Source organism: Mesoterricola silvestris, from assembly GCF_030295405.1.
Taxonomy (GTDB): Bacteria; Acidobacteriota; Holophagae; order Holophagales; family Holophagaceae; genus Mesoterricola; species Mesoterricola silvestris.
Window position 1 is genome coordinate 1470154 of the sequence record NZ_AP027080.1, and the last position, 16887, is coordinate 1487040.

Sequence of the window (16887 nt, forward strand, 5' to 3'; positions counted from 1 at the left end):
CCCTCGCATCAGGGTCGTATTTTATGACACGCTACTACACCTACGACCGCCACCCGGAGTTCCTGGATCCCGCGAGGACCACCAGCGTAAGGGACGTGCGATCGGATCCTTCGGGGCCTCAGGCGAATCCGCCCACCCAGTCGACTACCTTCGACGCAACCACGTTCCTTCCCCTGGGAACCTACCTGGACGGCGGGTCCTCCGTGGGCCAGATCGGCAGGGCCTTCACCTATGCTTCCAGTGGGAACCTATCGGGACACCTGCAAACGGTGACCAATTACGCCACGGGCGCGGTCTTCAGCGCCGCGGGCGTGGCCACGCAGACCTGTGCGCTGGACCCGGCCACGGCCCTGCCGTCGTCCCTGAGCGTCACCTACGATGGACCCGCGGGGTACACCAACGCCTTTTCGAACGGGTGGACAGCCTACGATACGGCCGACCGTCCAACAACCAGCACCGATGGCCTTGGCGTGGTCACCCAGACCACCTACGATGGGAGAGGACGCGTAACGACCCTTCAAAGGGGAGGCCAGAGCGACGTCACCTTCACCTATCCCTCGGAAACCACCTGGACAAGCACGCAGAACCTCCGCAATACGGTCGTGAACCTGGATGCGTTCGGCCGGGTGAAGACCCGCTTGCGCGGCGTAGATGGGGTGACCGAAATCTGCACCTATGATGGGAACGGGAACCCGGCCTCCCTCCAGGAACGTTCGTCCGCGGGAAATAGCCGGGTTCAGGCCCGGACCTTTGATGGCCTGGGCAGGCTCAAGACCCACACACCGCTTCGGGGCCCCATGGTCACGTACAGCTATTCCACCGATTCAAGTGGGGGGCAGGTGACGTCCATTGCCTATTCCGGGCAGAGCTTCACCACCAGCACCACCCAGGATTGCTGGGGACAGACGGTCGCCTCCACGGATCCCTATGCCACGGTCACAACCACACGGTATGACGCCATGGGCCATGTCGTCTCCCTCACGACGACGCCCGCCGGGTTGGTGGGGCAGACCCGGACCTTCACGTACAATGCCGCAGGGCTCCTGGTGAACCGGACCAGCCCTGAAACCGGAACGACGACCTTCGGCCCCACCTTCAATCAATTGGGCCTTCCCCTCACGGTCACGGAGGGCACGGGACGTGCACGCACTATCAGTTACGATGGGTTGGGACGGATACGAACCGTGGTGAATGGGACGGACCAGGCCATAACCCATTTCAATGGGCTGAGAATCTCCACCTGCAGCACGACCAGTGCTGGCCAGGCGTCCTCGATCCAGTACACCCTGGACGACTACGGGCGCCTCCAGGCCGAGCAGGTGCTCCCCCCGGGCGCAACGACCCCCTGGAACCAGTCCTATACCTACGATTCGGCGGGTCGAATGCGTTCCGTGACCTACCCGGACGGGAGGATCGTCGGGTACGTCTTCGATGACACCGGCAATTTTGGGCGGACGACCTCCGTTACCGTCAATGGCGCGACCTTCGCCAATGTGACGTACGATGAATTCGGATGGGGCAATCGAAGGACCTTGACCTTTGTTTCCACCGGGTCATCGAATACATGGGAATATACCTCCGACGGAACCCAGCTTTCCAGCCAGACCGTGAACCCGGTTGGTTCCAGCGCCATCGTGCGGAACTACGCCTACGATGCGCTCAACCATCTGAATCAGGCCGGGGAATGGGCTTCCCTGAGCCATGATTTCCTCGGGCGCCTGACGTCGGCTTCGGGCGATGGGGTAAGCGCAACGTTCAGCCATGACGGATACGGCAACAATACCTATTCGCAGGCGGGATCCGCCGCAGGCTTCAACAACTTTGCATACCTGCCCCTGCCTTCCAACCGGGCGACGGCCTCGGACACGAGCGGCGCCGCGACCGGCTGGTCCTACAACGCCAACGGCGAGGCGCTCACCGCCGGGACCGCCCTGGGGAGCGTGTATCCCCAGTTGGGTCTCGCCTGGGATGGCCTTGACCGCCTGAGCAGCAGCAGTCTGCCCGGCTTCACGGAATCCTATGGCTACCTTCCGAACGGCCTGCGCGTGCAACGCCTGAACAGCGCCGATCCGTCCCAGAACCGGCGCTACGCCTACGCTTTCACGGGGAACCTCCTGGCGGAGTATACGGGGTCGGGCAACACCTGGTCGTGGCTCGGGGATATCGTCTACCTGGGCTCCCAGGCGATCGCCGAATTCTCGAATGCGGGCACCTTGGAGTTGCACGCCGACCACCTGGGAACGCCCAAGGTTCTCACAAGCGGACAAACCGGCGCCCTCCTTGGGATCCAGGCCTTCGGCCCGTTCGGCGAGCCGAGGGGCTCCTACCTGACCCTGACGGGCTATACCGGACACCAGCAGGCTGACTCGACGGGGCTCATATACATGCGCGGGCGGTTCTACAGCCCGGCGTGGCACCGGTTCCTGAACAGCGACCAGGGGGCGGACCCGAATCAGCCTAATCAGTATGCATACTGCGGTGGCAGCCCTTTTATGCTGACTGACCCCTCAGGATTGGATTCCAGTGGGTATTGGGTCTACCTCATTACGTGTAACGGCGCTGGTATCTATGTTTCCACTAGTAAAGAGGATGCAGAAAGTGCTCTGATTAATTATCAGGCGCACGGTACCGAGAAATATGGCTCCGATGCCCAATTCCAAATGACTGGAACATATTATTCAATGGACAGCAAGTCGACTACCCCTTCTTTCCAAACTGATTCTGGCAGATGGGTGACATTAACTAGCAGTGGTGAATGGATTTATGGCATTGCCCCTATCACAGAAGCCGGGGATAGTAGATCGTCGCAAACAGATGTTCAATTCGATAAGCCGAAAATTTGGTTTGGAGATATCAGGTACCCTGAAAGACCTACGATTGGGGATTATGCATTCAAGACTCTGGGGCTCGGACCAGCTTCGGTTACCTTATACACAGATAAGTTTGGTGGATATCACGTAGCAAATAGCCTTGGGAAGGGAATAGGAATTCCTTTCCAGGCTGGTTACGGATGGTTTTCCGAAAGCGTGTCTTCCTCTGCAGAGGTTTCTGAGCGATTGAAGGGCTTGAGCTTTACTCTTGGTGCTGCGGCAGCTGGTGGTGTGAACGCTGTCGGGTCTACCCCGATCATTCCTGCGAGTCAAACGGCAGCCGAGGTGAGTTTTGGACCGCCTTCCGCGAGTGTAGGCGTGAGTTGGGGTTGGAATTGAAAGGAGTCCAGGAATGAAAATGCGTCGGCTGCTTGTTAATACACTCGGTATCCTCACGGTATTGCCTGTGATTGGCTTGATAGGCATTGGCATTTGTTTGGCAACTGGGCATGTATTTCCAATATTATTTGGAACAGAAGAGAACGGACATGTCGGTATAGCCATTATTGCTTTAGTTCTTAGTTGGTTTGTTCTGATAATCATTTATATTCTACATTCATACAGCAACGCTTCTTTGTCTAAATCTGAAAAAGATAAATGGAGAATACTATTTTCGGTCATTCCATATATTGCAATGCTTAAATATTGGTACAAATTCATGTATGAAAACGGGAGGAAGGAATGAGTTTTCGCAAGCAGCGTGGAGGGTCAGTTCTGGTGTGTTAGATGCAACATCTGCTTGTGTCAATTGACAAGTTTAAAATCAGAGCATCCGGCGCTTCCGTTTGCATAATTTGCAATTTATAGGATGAAGCTTGCACTTTGCTCTGCCTTCCAGAAGTCTCTTCGTCTGACGGTTCCTGGAACGTGCTTTTACGCTTGGACACACCCCTCGCTCTAGCCGCAGCCCACGCCTTCTTGAAAGCCGCCCCTGCCCACGGCAGTATAAAGGCATACCTAGGAGATTCTCATGGACCTTTTCTCTGGCAAAGGCATGGGCTGCCTTGGCCTAGGCGTCCTCGTGATCGTCCTTGCGGTGTCCTGCCCCATGATGATCAGCGGGCCCAGCGATCCAGTTCTGTTCGAGACCAAGGCCGTCACCGTGGCGCCCGGCGAACTGTTCCGCGTCAGTGTCCGCCTGCTGGGACCCGAGCAGAAGATGGGCCGCGTCGCCTACGATTTCCAGCCCGGAAGCCCCAAAGGGGGGCCCAAGTGGGCCTTCGAGGGCGACGGATCGATGGGCTCCAAGCCTGACGGGGTCGTGCTGGGCGGCAACGTGATCAGCCTGATGTGCCTCGCCCCGAGCCAGCCGGGCACCTACACGCTGAAGGGGTCCTACCCCGGGTGGTTCACGCCCTCCCTCAAGTGCCAGGTGACGGCGGCCCGGGCCGGGGACCTGGTGGGGCCTGCGATGGGGCTCGTGGTCCCGGAAATGGAAGCCGGCAGGTTGTCCTGGCGGTGGGCCGTGGGACCGGTCCTGGAGGATTGCTCCGCGACCCTTCTCGAGGACGGCAGCGTCCTGGTGGCGGGTGGCTGGGAGGACCGGGCCTCCCGGAGGGCCTCGGACCAGGCGTTCCGCTACTGGCCTGCGTCCCGCAAGACCGTGGCCGTGGGGCCCATGATGAAGGGTCGCGCCCTCCAGGAATGGGTGAGGCTCAAGGATGGCCGGGTGCTGCTCTACGGGGGCGCGGGGACCTCCGACGGGGAGGTCTTCGACCCGGCCTCCAACACCTTCCGGCTGGTGACAGGGGTGACCCTGGAGGGCTTCGGGATCCGGCTCTGCCTTCTCAAGGATGGCCAAGTGCTTGGCATTCCCTGCGTCGGGGAGGATGGAGTCCAGGGGCTTCCCGGACCACCCTCCGCGTTCCTTCTGGACGGGAAGACCCTGGCCCTTCGGGGGACCATACCCGTCCTGAGCCTGCGGGAGAACCCAACGATCACGGCCCTTCCCGACGGCGGGGCCCTGGTGGTGGGCCCGCCACCGAATCCCGGGGACCCGGACCGCTTCCTGGCGCCGGACCCCGGAAGCCTGACGGAGCGCTTTGACGCGGCCAGCCGCAGCTTCCGGCCTGGCCCCCTCGTGCTGCGGGGCCGGCGTGACCACCAGGCCCTGGCCTTCCCGGATGGCAGGGTGCTCATCCTGGGGGGCTGGTCCAACGCCTACGCCTCCCCTGGCATGTCGGGACGCAGCCTCGTGGAGCAGGCGGAATGGTTCGATCCCGCCACCGGAGCCTTCGTGGACGGGGATACCTTTCGCTCCCTGGACACGGAACCCGCGGCCGTCCTCCAGGACGGAAGTCTTCTCTACGGCGCGGGCACCCGGCTTTTTCGCGGCTTCCCGGCCCGGGGCCGCGCGGTCGCGAACGCGCTCATCCCCCACCGGATGGTGCCGCTCCCGGACGGAAGGGTCCTCCTCCTGAGCCGGGCAAGTCTGGCCACCCAGCTCCTCTATCCCTGAGGATCCCATGTCGCCAAGCAGATTCCTGTTCGCCGGCCCCGTCCTGGCCGGCCTCCTCCTGGTAGGCATGCTGCTGTGTCCTGGAATACCGCGGCACGGCCGCCGCATCCCATGGCAGATCGAGCCGGCTGAGGTGGTGACCACAGTGGGAGAACGGATTTCCCTCGTCCCCTTCCAGATCGATCCGAGCACGTCCCAGCCCCGCGGATTCCGCTGGAGCATGGAGGGGCCGGGGCCTTTCGGCACCATCAGCCCCGAGGGCCTGCTGGCCGCGCCGGATACTCCCGGGTCGTTCACCGTCGTTGCCACCTGCCGGAAGGACGGAACGGTCCTGAAGGTGCCGGTGCGCATCTGCCCCGCGGTGAAGGGATGGAGCACGAGCATGCCGTCCATGGGCTGGGGCCGGTCGGCCCCGGCGGTGGCGCTGCTGGATGGGGGCGGCCTCCTCGTCGCGGGACAGGAAGACCCTCGATCCTCAGGGGGCTATCGGCCGGGGATCGCCCCGCCGGAGCATTGGAACCCCCTGAACCAAATGTGGAATCCCTTGCCGCCCATGGCTCGGCCCCGAAATGGTTTCCATCTTCTCCCGCTGTCCGAGGGGCGTGCTTTGGCGGTGGGAGGCGTCGGGGAGGACGAGGCGGCGGTCCGGGGCCTGGAGATGTTCGAACCGGGGCCTGAGCGGTTCCGGGAGGTCGGGGGGACCCTTTTCGAATACCAGGACCCCGCCCTGGCAATTCTACGGGATGGATCGGTCCTGGTGACCGGCGCCTCCCCCGACGAAGACCTCTACCGCTTCCGAAAGGAGCCCGGCGATGTCCGGGCGGAGCTTCTCCGATGGGACCCGGAGGCCCACAGCTACCAAGCCTCGCCCCTTTCCGCGCCCCCGGGGGCCTACCAGAAGGCGGTCGTACTGCCTTCGGGCCGGGTGCTCCTGGTGGGTTTCCATTCCAATGCCCTGTTCGACCCCGGCACGGGACGTTTCGGGAACCGGCTACCCTTCGGTGGCCGCCACGCCTTTGACGACGGTCAGGGCAGGGTGCTGGTGGTGGGTCCCCTAGGGTCAAATCCCAACCTGTTCCACGTCCGCCAGGTAGACGCGGAGGCGGGAAAGACCTTGCACGAATGGGACGTGGTCGCCTCCGAAGGCGCCGCCGTGGTGCGGCTCGGTGACGGGCGCCTCCTTTTCGCCGGGGGGCGTTTCCCGACCAAGGACAAGGCGGATGTGGTGCTCTTCGACCCGTCATCCGGGCTCCGCGCGGAACTGGCGGGCCTGCTGCATCGTCGTGCCCGGGCCACGGCCCTGCTGGGGCAGGACGGCAGAGCCCTCTTCATCGGGGGGGATCTGCAATCGGATCTGCCGACGATGATCGTCGAACGCTACGAGGTTCAGGGAGCCAGGTAGTCTCAAACCACCCGAATGCCAGTTGGGACCGGAATCAACGCTGTCCCCCCACCCCCTCCCCCTTGGGCCTGCCCACCCAGGCATAGAAGCTGGGCAGCGCAAGCAGCGTGAACAGGGTGCTGGTGACGAGGCCTCCCACCATCGCGATGGCCAGGGGGCGCTCCAGTTCCGATCCGCCGAACCCGAAGAGCATGGGCATCAGGCCGAGGATGGCGGCCCCGGCGGTCATGAGCTTGGGGCGCACGCGGCCGAGGCTGGCCTCCCGGAGGGCCTCCTGGAAGGGCACCCCCTTCGCCATCAGGTCCTTGGCCTGGGTGATGAGCACGAGGCTGTTCTGCACCGCCACGCCGAAGAGGCCGATCATGCCCACGATGGAGCTGATGTTCCAGGTCTCCCCGGCCAGCCACAGCGCGAAGAGGGCGCCGGCGAAGGCGTCGGGCAGGGTGGCCACCACGACGAAGACCTCCTTCCAGCGCTTGAGGGCCAGGTAGAGCAGGCCCATCACCAGGGACAGGGCGGCGGCGATGGCGAGGCCGAGGCGGCGCTGGGTCTCCCGGGCCTCCTCGATCTTGCCCCCCAGCTGGACGGAGGTGCCCTCCGGGAGCCGCAGGCCGGCCATGGCCTTCTCGATGCGCCGGGCGGTGCCGCCCAGGTCGCCCGAGGTGCGGATATTGAGCCCGATGCGGCGCTGGGCGGATTCGCGCCGCACCAGGGTGGGGGTGGAGGCCTCGGCGAAGCGCACCACCTGGCCCAGGTTCAGGGCGCGGCCATCCTCCAGGACCAGGGGGGTGTCCTTCAGGGTCTCGGGGCTCACGCGGCCGTCGTTGGGGAAGCGCACGACGCGCTCGATGCGCTGGGGGCCGTCGAAGCGCACCTCGGATTCCAGGCCCTGGAGCGCGGCCTGGAGGGTCCGGGCCACCAGGGTGCGCGGGACGCCCAGGCGCCGCAGCGCCTCCTCGTCCAGGACGGCCCGCCACCGGGGCATGGGGTCGGGGGTGTCGGCGGTGACGCTGCGGACGCCCTCCAGGCCCGAAAGGCGCTCCCGGAGCGCCGGGATCGCGCCCCGCACCGCCTCCAGGTCCCGGTTGAAGAGCTTGACCTGGATGTCGGCGGGGGTGCCGCCGATGCCTTCGGCGATGCGCTCCTGCATGGGGGTGTTCACCTCCACGGGGAAGGGCATGGCCTCGGCGGCCTCCAGCACCTCCCTGGCCACGCCCCGCTCATCGGCGCCGGGGGCCAGGATGACCATGACCTCGCTGTCGGTGATGGGGCAGGGATCCTCCGTCACTTCGGCGCGGCCGCTGCGGCGGTACACGGACTGCACCCCGGGGATGGCCTTCAGCCGCGCATCCAGGTGCACATTGGCCTGGTCCACGGCCTCGAGGCTGCTTTCCGCGGGCACCTTGGAAAGCAGCATGAAGGCCCGCTCATCCAGGGTGGGCAGGAAATTGGTGCCGAGGCGGAAGGCGAGCCAGATGCTGGGCACCGTCAGGGCCAGGGCCGCCACGCGCACCGTGGGGCCGTGGCGCAGGGCCCATTCCAGGGCGGGCCGGTAGATCCCCTTGAGGGCCGTGACGAAGCGCGGTTCCTCCAGGGAGCTGCCGGGAGGCAGGAAGCGCTCCACCAGGGCGGGCACCAGGGTGAAGGTGAGCACGAGGCTGATGGTCATGGCCGAGGCCACGGCCATGGCCAGGGGCGCGTAGAGCTTGCCGGCGATCCCCCCCATGGAAAGCAGGGGGATGAAGACCGCCAGGATCACCAGCACCGCGATGAGGATGGGCGCCGAGACCTCCGCCGCGGCCCGGGTGAGGGCCACCCGGCGCGGCTCCACGCGCTCCCGGTGCTCGTGGAGCCGGTGGGCGAGGTTCTCCACCATGATCACGCTGGCGTCCACCAGCAGGCCCACGGAGATGGCCAGGCCGCCCAGGGTCATGGCGTTGAGGCCGAGCCCCGAGAAGTGCAGGGGGATGGCGGCCCCGAAGGTGGCCAGGGGCAGCACCGCCAGCACCAGCGTGGCCCCCCGGGCGTTGCCCAGGAGGAGCACCAGGACGAGGGCGACGAAGACGCCGCCCACCAGCAGGGCCAGGGTGACGCCGTCCAGGGCGCCCGTGACGAGGCGGCCCTGGTCGTAGATCGTCTCCAGGCGCATGCCCTCCGGGAGGCCCTTGCGGAGTTCGGCCACGGCCCCGCGCACCCCCTCGGCCACGTCCAGGGTGGCCGCCGTGGGCTGCTTCACGATGCGCAGGCTCACGTCCTCGTGGCCGTCGTGCCGGGCCAGGCCGCGCCGGAAGGCGGGGGCCTCGCGGATCTCCGCCACCTCGCCCAGGGTGACGATCCCCTTGGCGGCCTGCACCGGAAGCTGGCGCACCTCCTCCGGGGTTGCGGCCAGGTTGCCCACGGTCATGAACCAGCCCTTGTCCTGGATCTCCAGCACGCCCGCGGCCAGGTCCTGGTTGCTCTGTTCCAGGGCGGTCATCACGCGGTCCAGGCCCACGCCCAGGAAGCGCACCTTCTCCGGGATGAGGGTGATCTGCAGGGAGCGCTCCTGGCCCCCCAGGCGCTCCACCCGAGCCACGCCCGGAACGGCCTGGAGCCGGGGCGCCAGCACCTGGTCGGTGTGGTCCCGCAGGCGCATGGGATCCACCTTCTCGCCCTCCAGGACGATCTCCATGAGCTCCTGGAGGCGCCCGGAGGCGCTGGTCATGAGGGGCGGGCGGGTCCCCGCGGGGAAGGCGCCCACCACGCCGGATAGCCGTTCCGCCACCAGCTGCCGGGCCCGCCAGGGGTCCGTGTCCCCTTCGAAAGTGACGACCACCTGCACCAGCTCCGGGAGCACCACGGCATTGACCCGCCGGACCCCGGGCATGCCCCCCAGGGCCTGCTCCGTGGGCTGGGCCACGGAGAGCTCCAGTTCCGGCGTCGCCCGGCCCGGGCTCTGGATGAGCACCGAAAGCACCGGCAGGCTCATGTCGGGGAAGAGGTCCCGCTTGAGTCCGAGAAACGTGAACACGCCCGCCAGGCCCCACAGGATGCTGAGGGCGAAGACCCAGCCTCTGCGGGGAAGCAACCAGTCAAACCATCGCCGGATGGGCGTGCGGTGCTCGGGCACGTGGACGGCGGGGAGATTGGGATCAGTGGCCATGGCCTTCCTCCTCCCCTTCCGGCTGAGTGCGCTTCTGCTGGTAGGCCTTCAGGAGGTAGGCCCCCTCGGCCACCACGGTATCGCCGGATTTCAGGCCCTCCAGCACCAGCACGTCGTCCTTCACTTCGGCGCCGCGCTTCACGGGGCGGAAGGCGGCATGCCCCTTCTCCACCACGAAGACGCCCCAGCGGCCCTCCATCTGCTGCAGGGCGGACTGGGGCAGGTAGACGCCCCGCTCCAGGGGCACCTTCACCTCCACCGGGGTGCCGGGGATGGGCAGGGGGCCCCCCAGGAGGCGCAGGCGGTAGCTGAGGCGCCGGGTGTCCGTGGTGAGGGCGGAGGGGGTGCCCTCCAGCCGCGCCTTCCAAGTCCTGCCGTTGGCCTGGCGCACCTCGCTGCCGGCGCCGGGGTTCCATTCCTGGGGGCCGGGCTGGGAGAGTTCCAGCCGCACCACGGTGGCCTGGGCCGCCTGGAAGCTGCCCAGTTCCTGGCCGGCCTCCACGCCCTGGCCCCGCTGCACCTTCCAGGCCACCACGGCCCCGCCGGACGGGGCCTTCAGGGCGAAGCTGGCCCCGGCGTCGCCGGGCTTGAGCCCCACGGCCTCCAGGCCCAGGCGCGCGGCCTCCTCCTCGGCCCTGGCGGTGTCGGCTTCGCTGCGGGCCGATTCCAGGTCCCGCCGGGCCCCGGCGCCGGCCTGGAAGAGCCGCTCCTCCCGGGCCAGGTCCGCCTGGGTGCGGCTGAGCCTGGCCTTGGCGGAGATCCACTGGGCCTTGAGGTGGGCCAGCTCGGGGCTCTGGATGAGCGCGAGCACGGTGCCCGCGCCGCGGGTCTGCCCCGGGGCGGTGAGGATCCGGCTCACGATGCCCTTCACGGGGCTGCTGAGCAGGGCCTGGGCCGTCTCGTCCCCGATGGCCTCGCCCGGCACCCACCGGGCCTCGAGGCGGGGCTCGGGGACCTTCATGAGGCGCAGGCCGCGGATGCCCTCCAGCGGAACGGGGCCGCCCCCGGGCTCCGGGGCCTGGGGACCGTGCTCATGGTTTCCCGCCTCCTCCCTGGCGGCTGATTTCCTCGAACACCCGGGCCCGGCAAGGAGGAGCAGGGCGAGGGGAAGGCTCATGGCAACGCGGTTCATCGGTCCACCTCGGGAAGCAGGGTCTGGATTTCGGCGGCCAGCAGGTGCTGGGCGTGGGTGCGGCGCAGGGAGGCCATCTGGGATTCCAGGAGCTGGCGCCGGATGGGCAGCGCTTCCGAAGGCCGCTCGCGGCCTTCCTGGAGACGCAGGCCCACGGCCTGGATGGCGCGCAGGAAATCGGGGGGCGCCGAACCGGCCTGGGCCTTCCGCATCCGCGAAAGCGCCGACGCGGCCCGGGCATCGAGGTCCGCCAGGGCCTGGCGCGCCTCGCCCTGGACGGCCCGGACCTGGGCCTCCGTGCTGCTGCGGATGGCGGCGGTCTCCCCCGGCCTGGGGAGGCGCAGGGCCGCCCCGAATTTCGCGACCTGGTCCTGCCCCTCGCGGGCGAAGCCGCCCCGGAGGCTCCAGCGGCTCAGGGCCTGGGCCTCCTTGAGGCGGAGGCTCCGGGTCTCCAGGTCCGCCTGCGCCAGCAGGGCCTTGCGCAGGGGGCCCTCCTGGAGGCCCCGTTCGAGGCCGTCGGCGGCGAGGACCGGCGCGGGCCCCGGGTCCCCCAGGGGCAGGGGCGCCGCGGGCAGGTCGGCCAGGGCCACCAGCGCGCCCCAGGTGCGGGCCTCCTGGATGCGGGCCTCGTCGAGATCCTGCTGGATCTTCAGGCGCTCGCCCTCCACCAGGGAGACCTGGAAGGCCGGGTCCGCCCCGGCGTCGAAGCGGGCCTGGGCCGCCCTGAGCCAGCCCTCCACCGTGGCCAGGTCGGTCTCCTTCAGGGCCAGGATGCGGGATGCCAGCCACGCGTCCAGGTAGGCCACCCGGAGGCGAAGGGCTCCCTCCCGGCGGGCCGCTTCCGCCAGGAGCGGATGGGCCCTGCCGAGGCTGGTGGCCAGGGCCGACCGGACGCCGGGCGACAGGAAGAGGGGGAGATCCACCTCCAGGCCCCGGTCCGTGGTGGTCCCCGCGCCGGGGGTGCGCCGGGGGCCGGCGGACAGGGACAGGGCGGGGCCTTCCCGCAGGAAGCCCCTGCTCTCCTGGAACTGGAGCCTGCGCTCCGCCAGCAAGGCTTCCGTGCGCCATTGCTCGGGCGCGGGCCGCGCCTTGGATTGGATATCCGTGAAGGAAAGGGGCGTCTGGGCCGTCGCCTGCACCGCAAGCAGACAGGCCACAGCCCCGAAGGGGATGTGTCGCATGATGTCCTCGAAGGGAATGGGAAAGCCGGCCCCTCAAAGGGGCGTGCCAGGCGCTGCCGATGGCGTCAGGCCCGGGGCGGCGCCTTTTCCGGTTCGAGGTCGAGGTTCAGGATGGGACGGACGACCGTTTCTTCGTACACGGCCCTGGGAACGGCGTCGGGGGGCGGGGCCGTGGGCGGCAGCGGCACCAGGGCCGGCGCGCAGTCATCCACGCAGAGGAGGTGCTGGGGACGCCGGTCGTGCCCGGCGGGACCCTCGTCGCAATGATCCATGCCCGACGCCGCCAGGAAGGTGGCCACCACCACCAGCAGGAGCACCGCCACCACCCGCCCCAGGACCCGGAATCCGCCGGCCCGCCTCATCCCGGCACGACCGAAGAACGAGCCGTCTGGCGACGGATTCGTCCAAGGCGCGGGATCGCAGGGCAGGAAAGCATCATTACACGAGCTAGTTTAGGGCCCCGGGGCCCGCGCTTCAAGCCGGGGGGGCCAGAAAAGCTGATTCATTCATCGCCAATGCTCGGCGATGGGGTAGGCGGTCATGACGACCTGGATTTCCTGGCCGTCCACCGCATGCCGCTCCGTGATCACCCGGAACCACCGGGTGGGGTGGACGCCCAGGCGGTCGCGGTAGGTGCCCACGATCTCCTTGCTTTCGCAGGCCGTCACGAAGGCGCCGTCGGGGGCGGTCACCTTGGCGATGACCCCGGAGGCCAGCAGGCCCCGGGCGATGAGGGGGGCCAGCGCCTCCGGGTCCTCCCAGGCCGCGGCCCAGCGGCCGTTGGCGTCCGTGCTGCCGCTGCCGTGGCGGGCCAGGCTGTGGTGGACCGCTCCGGGGGTCAGGAGCACCTCCTGGGCTTCCAGGTGCTCCAGCAATGCGGGCAGTTCCTTGGAGGGGGATCGGGGGGCGGCGGGGGACGGCCGGGGGGCCACCGGTTCCGCCGTTTCCACGGATTGGCGGGCCAGGAGGGCCCGCTCGGCGACGTCCTTGCGGCGCTGGTGCTGGGCCTGGCGCTCCTCCCGGCCGAGGGTCCTGGACGGGGGCGCGGGTCTGGGGTGATAGACGGGAACCTCCCAGGGGGTGGCGGGACCTTCGCTCCGGGGCGGGGGGCACGCCTTGGGGCGGAAGGCCTTGGATTCGGCGGTCTCCTCCCCCAGGCGATCGGCGGGACCCGCCGCGAACCAGGTCGCCGGCCGGATCACCGTCCGGATCGAACCGATGCTGGGGCGGCCCTCCAGGGTGAAGAGCATGCGGCCGTCCGGGGCCGGGGTGATCTCCAGGGGGCGGTTGCCCTTGGCCAGGGGGAACCAGGTGATGACCCCGGCGGCCGTGATCCGGCCGAGGCGCTCCTTGGCCGGGTCCGTGAACCACATGCAGCCGTCGGCCCCCGGGGCGATCCCGTGCGGCTGCGCGTCGGGGTCCTTCAGGAAATGCACCTGGCCGGCGGTTCCGTCCCCGGCGATCACGCCGATGGCGGGGGTTCCGGTCTGGGTGAACCACACCTGGCCCCCGATCCCCTGCACCATGCGCCGGGGGCGGCTTCCCGGGGGCAGGCCCAGGCGGAAGACCGGCGCGGCGGGCCCCCGGAAGACGAACACGGCCTCCTGTTCGGGGATGGCAAAGGCGGTGGCCGTGCCGGCGGCGTTGGCCACCACCCGGGTCTGGGCCGCCGGCCCGGGGAAGCGGTACTCCAGCACGGCGACCTCGTACTGGTTCATGGAGGGTGCGAGGCTGAGCCGGAAGGCCCGGTCCGACAGGGAGATCCACACGTCGCCATCGGTCCCGGCCACCACCTGGTTGGGCGGGTCGGGGAATTCCATCTTCCTGAAATTGAAGGGAACGCAACTGCCCGTGGCGGTCTGCCCCACCCCCTCGAGGCTGCAGGAGCCGAACATCCGGTCGCCAACGCTCCACAAACGGCCGCGGGTGTCGGCCACCAGGGCGTAGAGGCGGGTGTCCACCGCGGCCTCCACGGCGTGCCGGAGCCCGGTCACGGAGATGTTCTCGAGGGTCGGGTCGTCGCCCTCGGTCCAGAACAGCCGGCCATCGGGCCCACAGGCGAGGTTCTGCAGCTGGCCCCGCAGGGCGGTCCCCAGTTCGGCCAGGTTCAGGGTCTTGATGTGGCCGACCTCTTCGTCCTCCCGGATCTCGAAAAAGGGATGGAGCCTGGTTCCGGTGAGATCGAGGCCGGTGGCGCCGGCGATGTCCGCGCAGTAGAAGCGGGCGCCCTCCAGTCGGGCCCCTGTGAGGATGGCGCTGGCCAGCTTGGCCCGGGTGAGGTCGGCTCCGCGCAGATCCGCCCCGGTCAGGTCCACCCGGCGCAGGTCGGCGTCCCGCAGGTCGGCGCCCCGGAGATCGGCCCCGGCCCGAAGGTGCAGCCCCCGGAGGGTGAGGTCGCTGAGGATCCCCCCCACCACCGGCGGGGCCTTCGCCGTCCAGGGGGCGGGAAAGCGGAAGTCCTTCAGTTCCCCCAGCAGGGACGCCATGAGCTCAACGATCTCCTCCCGGTCCAGGGTCGCCTCGGCGGGCGCCCCCTTGCCCTCCGGCACCGGATCGGCGGCGGCCAGCGGCAGCCATCCCAGGCCCGCCAGGCCCGCGAGGAAGGCCGCCCGGCGCAGGTCGGACCGAAGGGTCAGGGTGGGTTTTCGCATGGTCGGGTTTCCTCGGGCAAGGCGGCGCCCCGGCCTCTCCGGCCGCGGCTCGCGCGGAGTGCACGAGCCCATGGATGCCTCCCGCGGGACCCGGGTTCCCGGGAGCCTGGGTATCTAATCGCACGTGTCCCGGACTTTCGCCCCGGTTCGTTGCTGCGGGCCAAGCCCGCAGCAACGGAATGCTCTCACCCCATGGTCGGGCCTGTGTTTTCACCCATTGGCCCCGACCCACCTCAGGGCCTCTCTTCGAGTGCTGCGAGGAGAGCATTGGACTGCGCCAACGCTAATTTGGAAAAGCGACCTCGTCTCGAACCAGCCCTTCAGCAGGTCTGGGCTCGAGCTGACTTCAAAATAGTGTGGGAGGTGCACACCATTCAACGTCGGCGCCCACCGGCACCGAGAAGGCCATCGCGAAGCAACCCCACCAACTCATGGGAGCCGCTCTCCTCCCCTGGGCCTTCCAGGAGAGCCATTTCCTTCCGAATTCCCTTCTGCTCAACGAAGTGAGTTGGGCGTAGCACAGCCCCAACGTCTCTTCCCCACCCCCCCGTCATCGCCGGCTTGGCCGGCGAGGACGAAACAGGGCGAACGTCCGGGACACGCGCGATTACGTAGGCAGGCTCCTAGGACTGTCAGGCCTGGCGGGTCTTGAAATCCTTCCCCAGCCACCCCCGGGCCAGGATGAGCATCACCGTCGTCAGCATCGCCACCGATCCGAAGATGAACCACATGGTCCCGGTGCGTCCGGGGCCGGCCGCGGGGCACCAGGTGGCCAGCGCGGTGCCGGCGTAGAAGGACACCAGCATCTTGGTGAGGAACCACGGGAACTGGGCCACGCCCATGTAGGCGCCGGTGCGGCCCTCGGGGGCGATCTCGGCGGCGTACTGCAGGAACCGGGGCTGCCACATGGCCTCGCCCACGCTCATCAGGACGATGTAGGCCAGGAGGCCCAGGGCGGTGGGGCCCAGGGCCAGGATGAAGGTGGGGCTGGCCATCACCGCGGTGCCCAGGATCATCATGGTGTAGACCTTCACCTTGGTGGTGAGGGCGGCCACCACGGGGCAGAGCACGAAGACCAGGAGCGTGTTCAGGCTGCTGGCGGCCTCGAAGTGGGTGCCCACCCAGGTGCCCGCGAAGGCCCGGCTCACGTAGGGCGCGAAGAGCAGCCAGTTGTAGGCGAAGAGCGTCTGCACGGGGATGAGGCAGAAGATGAAGAAGGAGAATTTCGGGTCGGCCAGGGGGTGGTTGCGCAACCAGTTCACGAGGCCGCCCGAAGGCGCCGCGGCCCCGGCGGGCGCGGCGGGGGCCTCCTGGGCGGCGAGGCCCGCGGCCAGCGCGTCCCTTTCGGTCCTGCGGTCCAGGAGGAGCATGAGCGCCGCCAGGCTCACCAGGGTCACGGCGGAATAGAAGGCGAAGGCGCCCCGGATGCCGTAGTGGGTGCGCACGGGGGTCATGAAGGTGGGGAGCCAGCCCCCCAGGTTCATGACGGCGTAGAGCATGGCGTAGCCCATGCCGGCGGTGGCGGGCGTCGTGAACTTGCGGATGGCCGCGTAGCCCGCGGGGTAGCACATGCCGTAGCCCGTCATGACCAAGGTGATGGCCAGGGCCCCCACCAGGGCGAAGGGGGTGAGGAAGCCCCCGCCCCGGAGCCCCAGGTAGGGCGCCAGGGCCAGCAGGGAGCGCCCCGCGAACATGATGCACAGGGCGACGATGAAGGTCCTGCGCAGCCCCCACGCGTCGGCGCGGCCCCCGAAGAAGAGCATGGAGATGGTGATGCCCCAGGTGAGGAAGCCCACCATGAGCCCGGCCTTGGGATCCGACAGGCCCCCGTACTGGTTGAAGTACATGTGGAGGTAGATGACCATCCCGAAGTACACGAACCCTTCCAGGAAGCTCAGGAGGTTCACGGCCCACAGGGCCCTGGGCGCGTGCACCAGGTCGATGAAGGGCTGGATGATCTGGTTCAGGGGGGACTGTTCCACTGGGGTCGTGGCCACGGGGATCTCCGGACAAGGGGGTAGGGAACTGTACCATGGCGTCGGGTTGCGAAT

The 16887-nt window shown here is 68.0% G+C and carries 10 protein-coding genes; 4 read left to right on the plus strand and 6 right to left on the minus strand.

The annotated features are described in order from the left end of the window. Nucleotides 1–23 precede the first annotated feature (23 nt). The 4 genes from R2J76_RS06125 (at nucleotide 24) to R2J76_RS06140 (ending at nucleotide 6730) form a co-directional block, all read left to right on the plus strand. The gene (locus R2J76_RS06125; RefSeq protein WP_316414928.1) at nucleotides 24–3209 is read left to right on the plus strand and encodes an RHS repeat-associated core domain-containing protein; all 3186 of its coding nucleotides are present in this window, start codon (nucleotides 24–26) and stop codon (nucleotides 3207–3209) included. 13 nt (nucleotides 3210–3222) lie between these two features. Beyond that, nucleotides 3223–3555: a hypothetical protein gene (locus R2J76_RS06130; protein WP_316414929.1), complete on the plus strand. Its 333-nt coding sequence runs from the start codon at nucleotides 3223–3225 to the stop codon at nucleotides 3553–3555. A gap of 285 nt (nucleotides 3556–3840) precedes the next feature. Continuing rightward, on the plus strand, nucleotides 3841–5328 hold the full coding sequence (locus R2J76_RS06135; protein ID WP_316414930.1) for a Kelch repeat-containing protein: 1488 nt from the start codon (nucleotides 3841–3843) through the stop codon (nucleotides 5326–5328). 607 nt (nucleotides 5329–5935) lie between these two features. Next, nucleotides 5936–6730, plus strand: a complete 795-nt coding sequence (locus tag R2J76_RS06140) for a Kelch repeat-containing protein (RefSeq protein ID WP_316414931.1) — start codon at nucleotides 5936–5938, stop codon at nucleotides 6728–6730. A 34-nt stretch (nucleotides 6731–6764) separates the two neighbouring features. Here the strand turns inward: R2J76_RS06140 and R2J76_RS06145 are convergent, their stop codons facing one another. The 6 genes from R2J76_RS06145 to R2J76_RS06170 all read right to left on the minus strand — a co-directional run bounded on the left by R2J76_RS06145 (nucleotide 6765) and on the right by R2J76_RS06170 (nucleotide 16833). After that, a complete protein-coding gene (locus R2J76_RS06145) occupies nucleotides 6765–9872 on the minus strand; it encodes an efflux RND transporter permease subunit (protein ID WP_316414933.1) in 3108 nt (1035 codons plus the stop codon). Further along, complete coding sequence (locus R2J76_RS06150; RefSeq protein WP_316414934.1) at nucleotides 9862–11004, minus strand: efflux RND transporter periplasmic adaptor subunit; 1143 nt, start codon at nucleotides 11002–11004, stop codon at nucleotides 9862–9864. The genes R2J76_RS06145 and R2J76_RS06150 overlap by 11 nt, the downstream gene beginning before the upstream one ends. After that, the gene (locus tag R2J76_RS06155) at nucleotides 11001–12185 is read right to left on the minus strand and encodes a TolC family protein (RefSeq protein WP_316414935.1); all 1185 of its coding nucleotides are present in this window, start codon (nucleotides 12183–12185) and stop codon (nucleotides 11001–11003) included. The genes R2J76_RS06150 and R2J76_RS06155 overlap by 4 nt, the downstream gene beginning before the upstream one ends. A gap of 65 nt (nucleotides 12186–12250) precedes the next feature. After that, nucleotides 12251–12547 carry a hypothetical protein gene (locus R2J76_RS06160; protein ID WP_316414936.1) on the minus strand — a complete coding sequence of 99 codons (297 nt, stop codon included), beginning with the start codon at nucleotides 12545–12547 and terminating at the stop codon, nucleotides 12251–12253. 144 nt (nucleotides 12548–12691) lie between these two features. After that, nucleotides 12692–14836, minus strand: a complete 2145-nt coding sequence (locus R2J76_RS06165; RefSeq protein ID WP_316414937.1) for a virginiamycin B lyase family protein — start codon at nucleotides 14834–14836, stop codon at nucleotides 12692–12694. Nucleotides 14837–15468: 632 nt separating this feature from the next. Then, a complete protein-coding gene (locus R2J76_RS06170; RefSeq protein WP_316414938.1) occupies nucleotides 15469–16833 on the minus strand; it encodes an MFS transporter in 1365 nt (454 codons plus the stop codon). Nucleotides 16834–16887 lie beyond the last annotated feature (54 nt).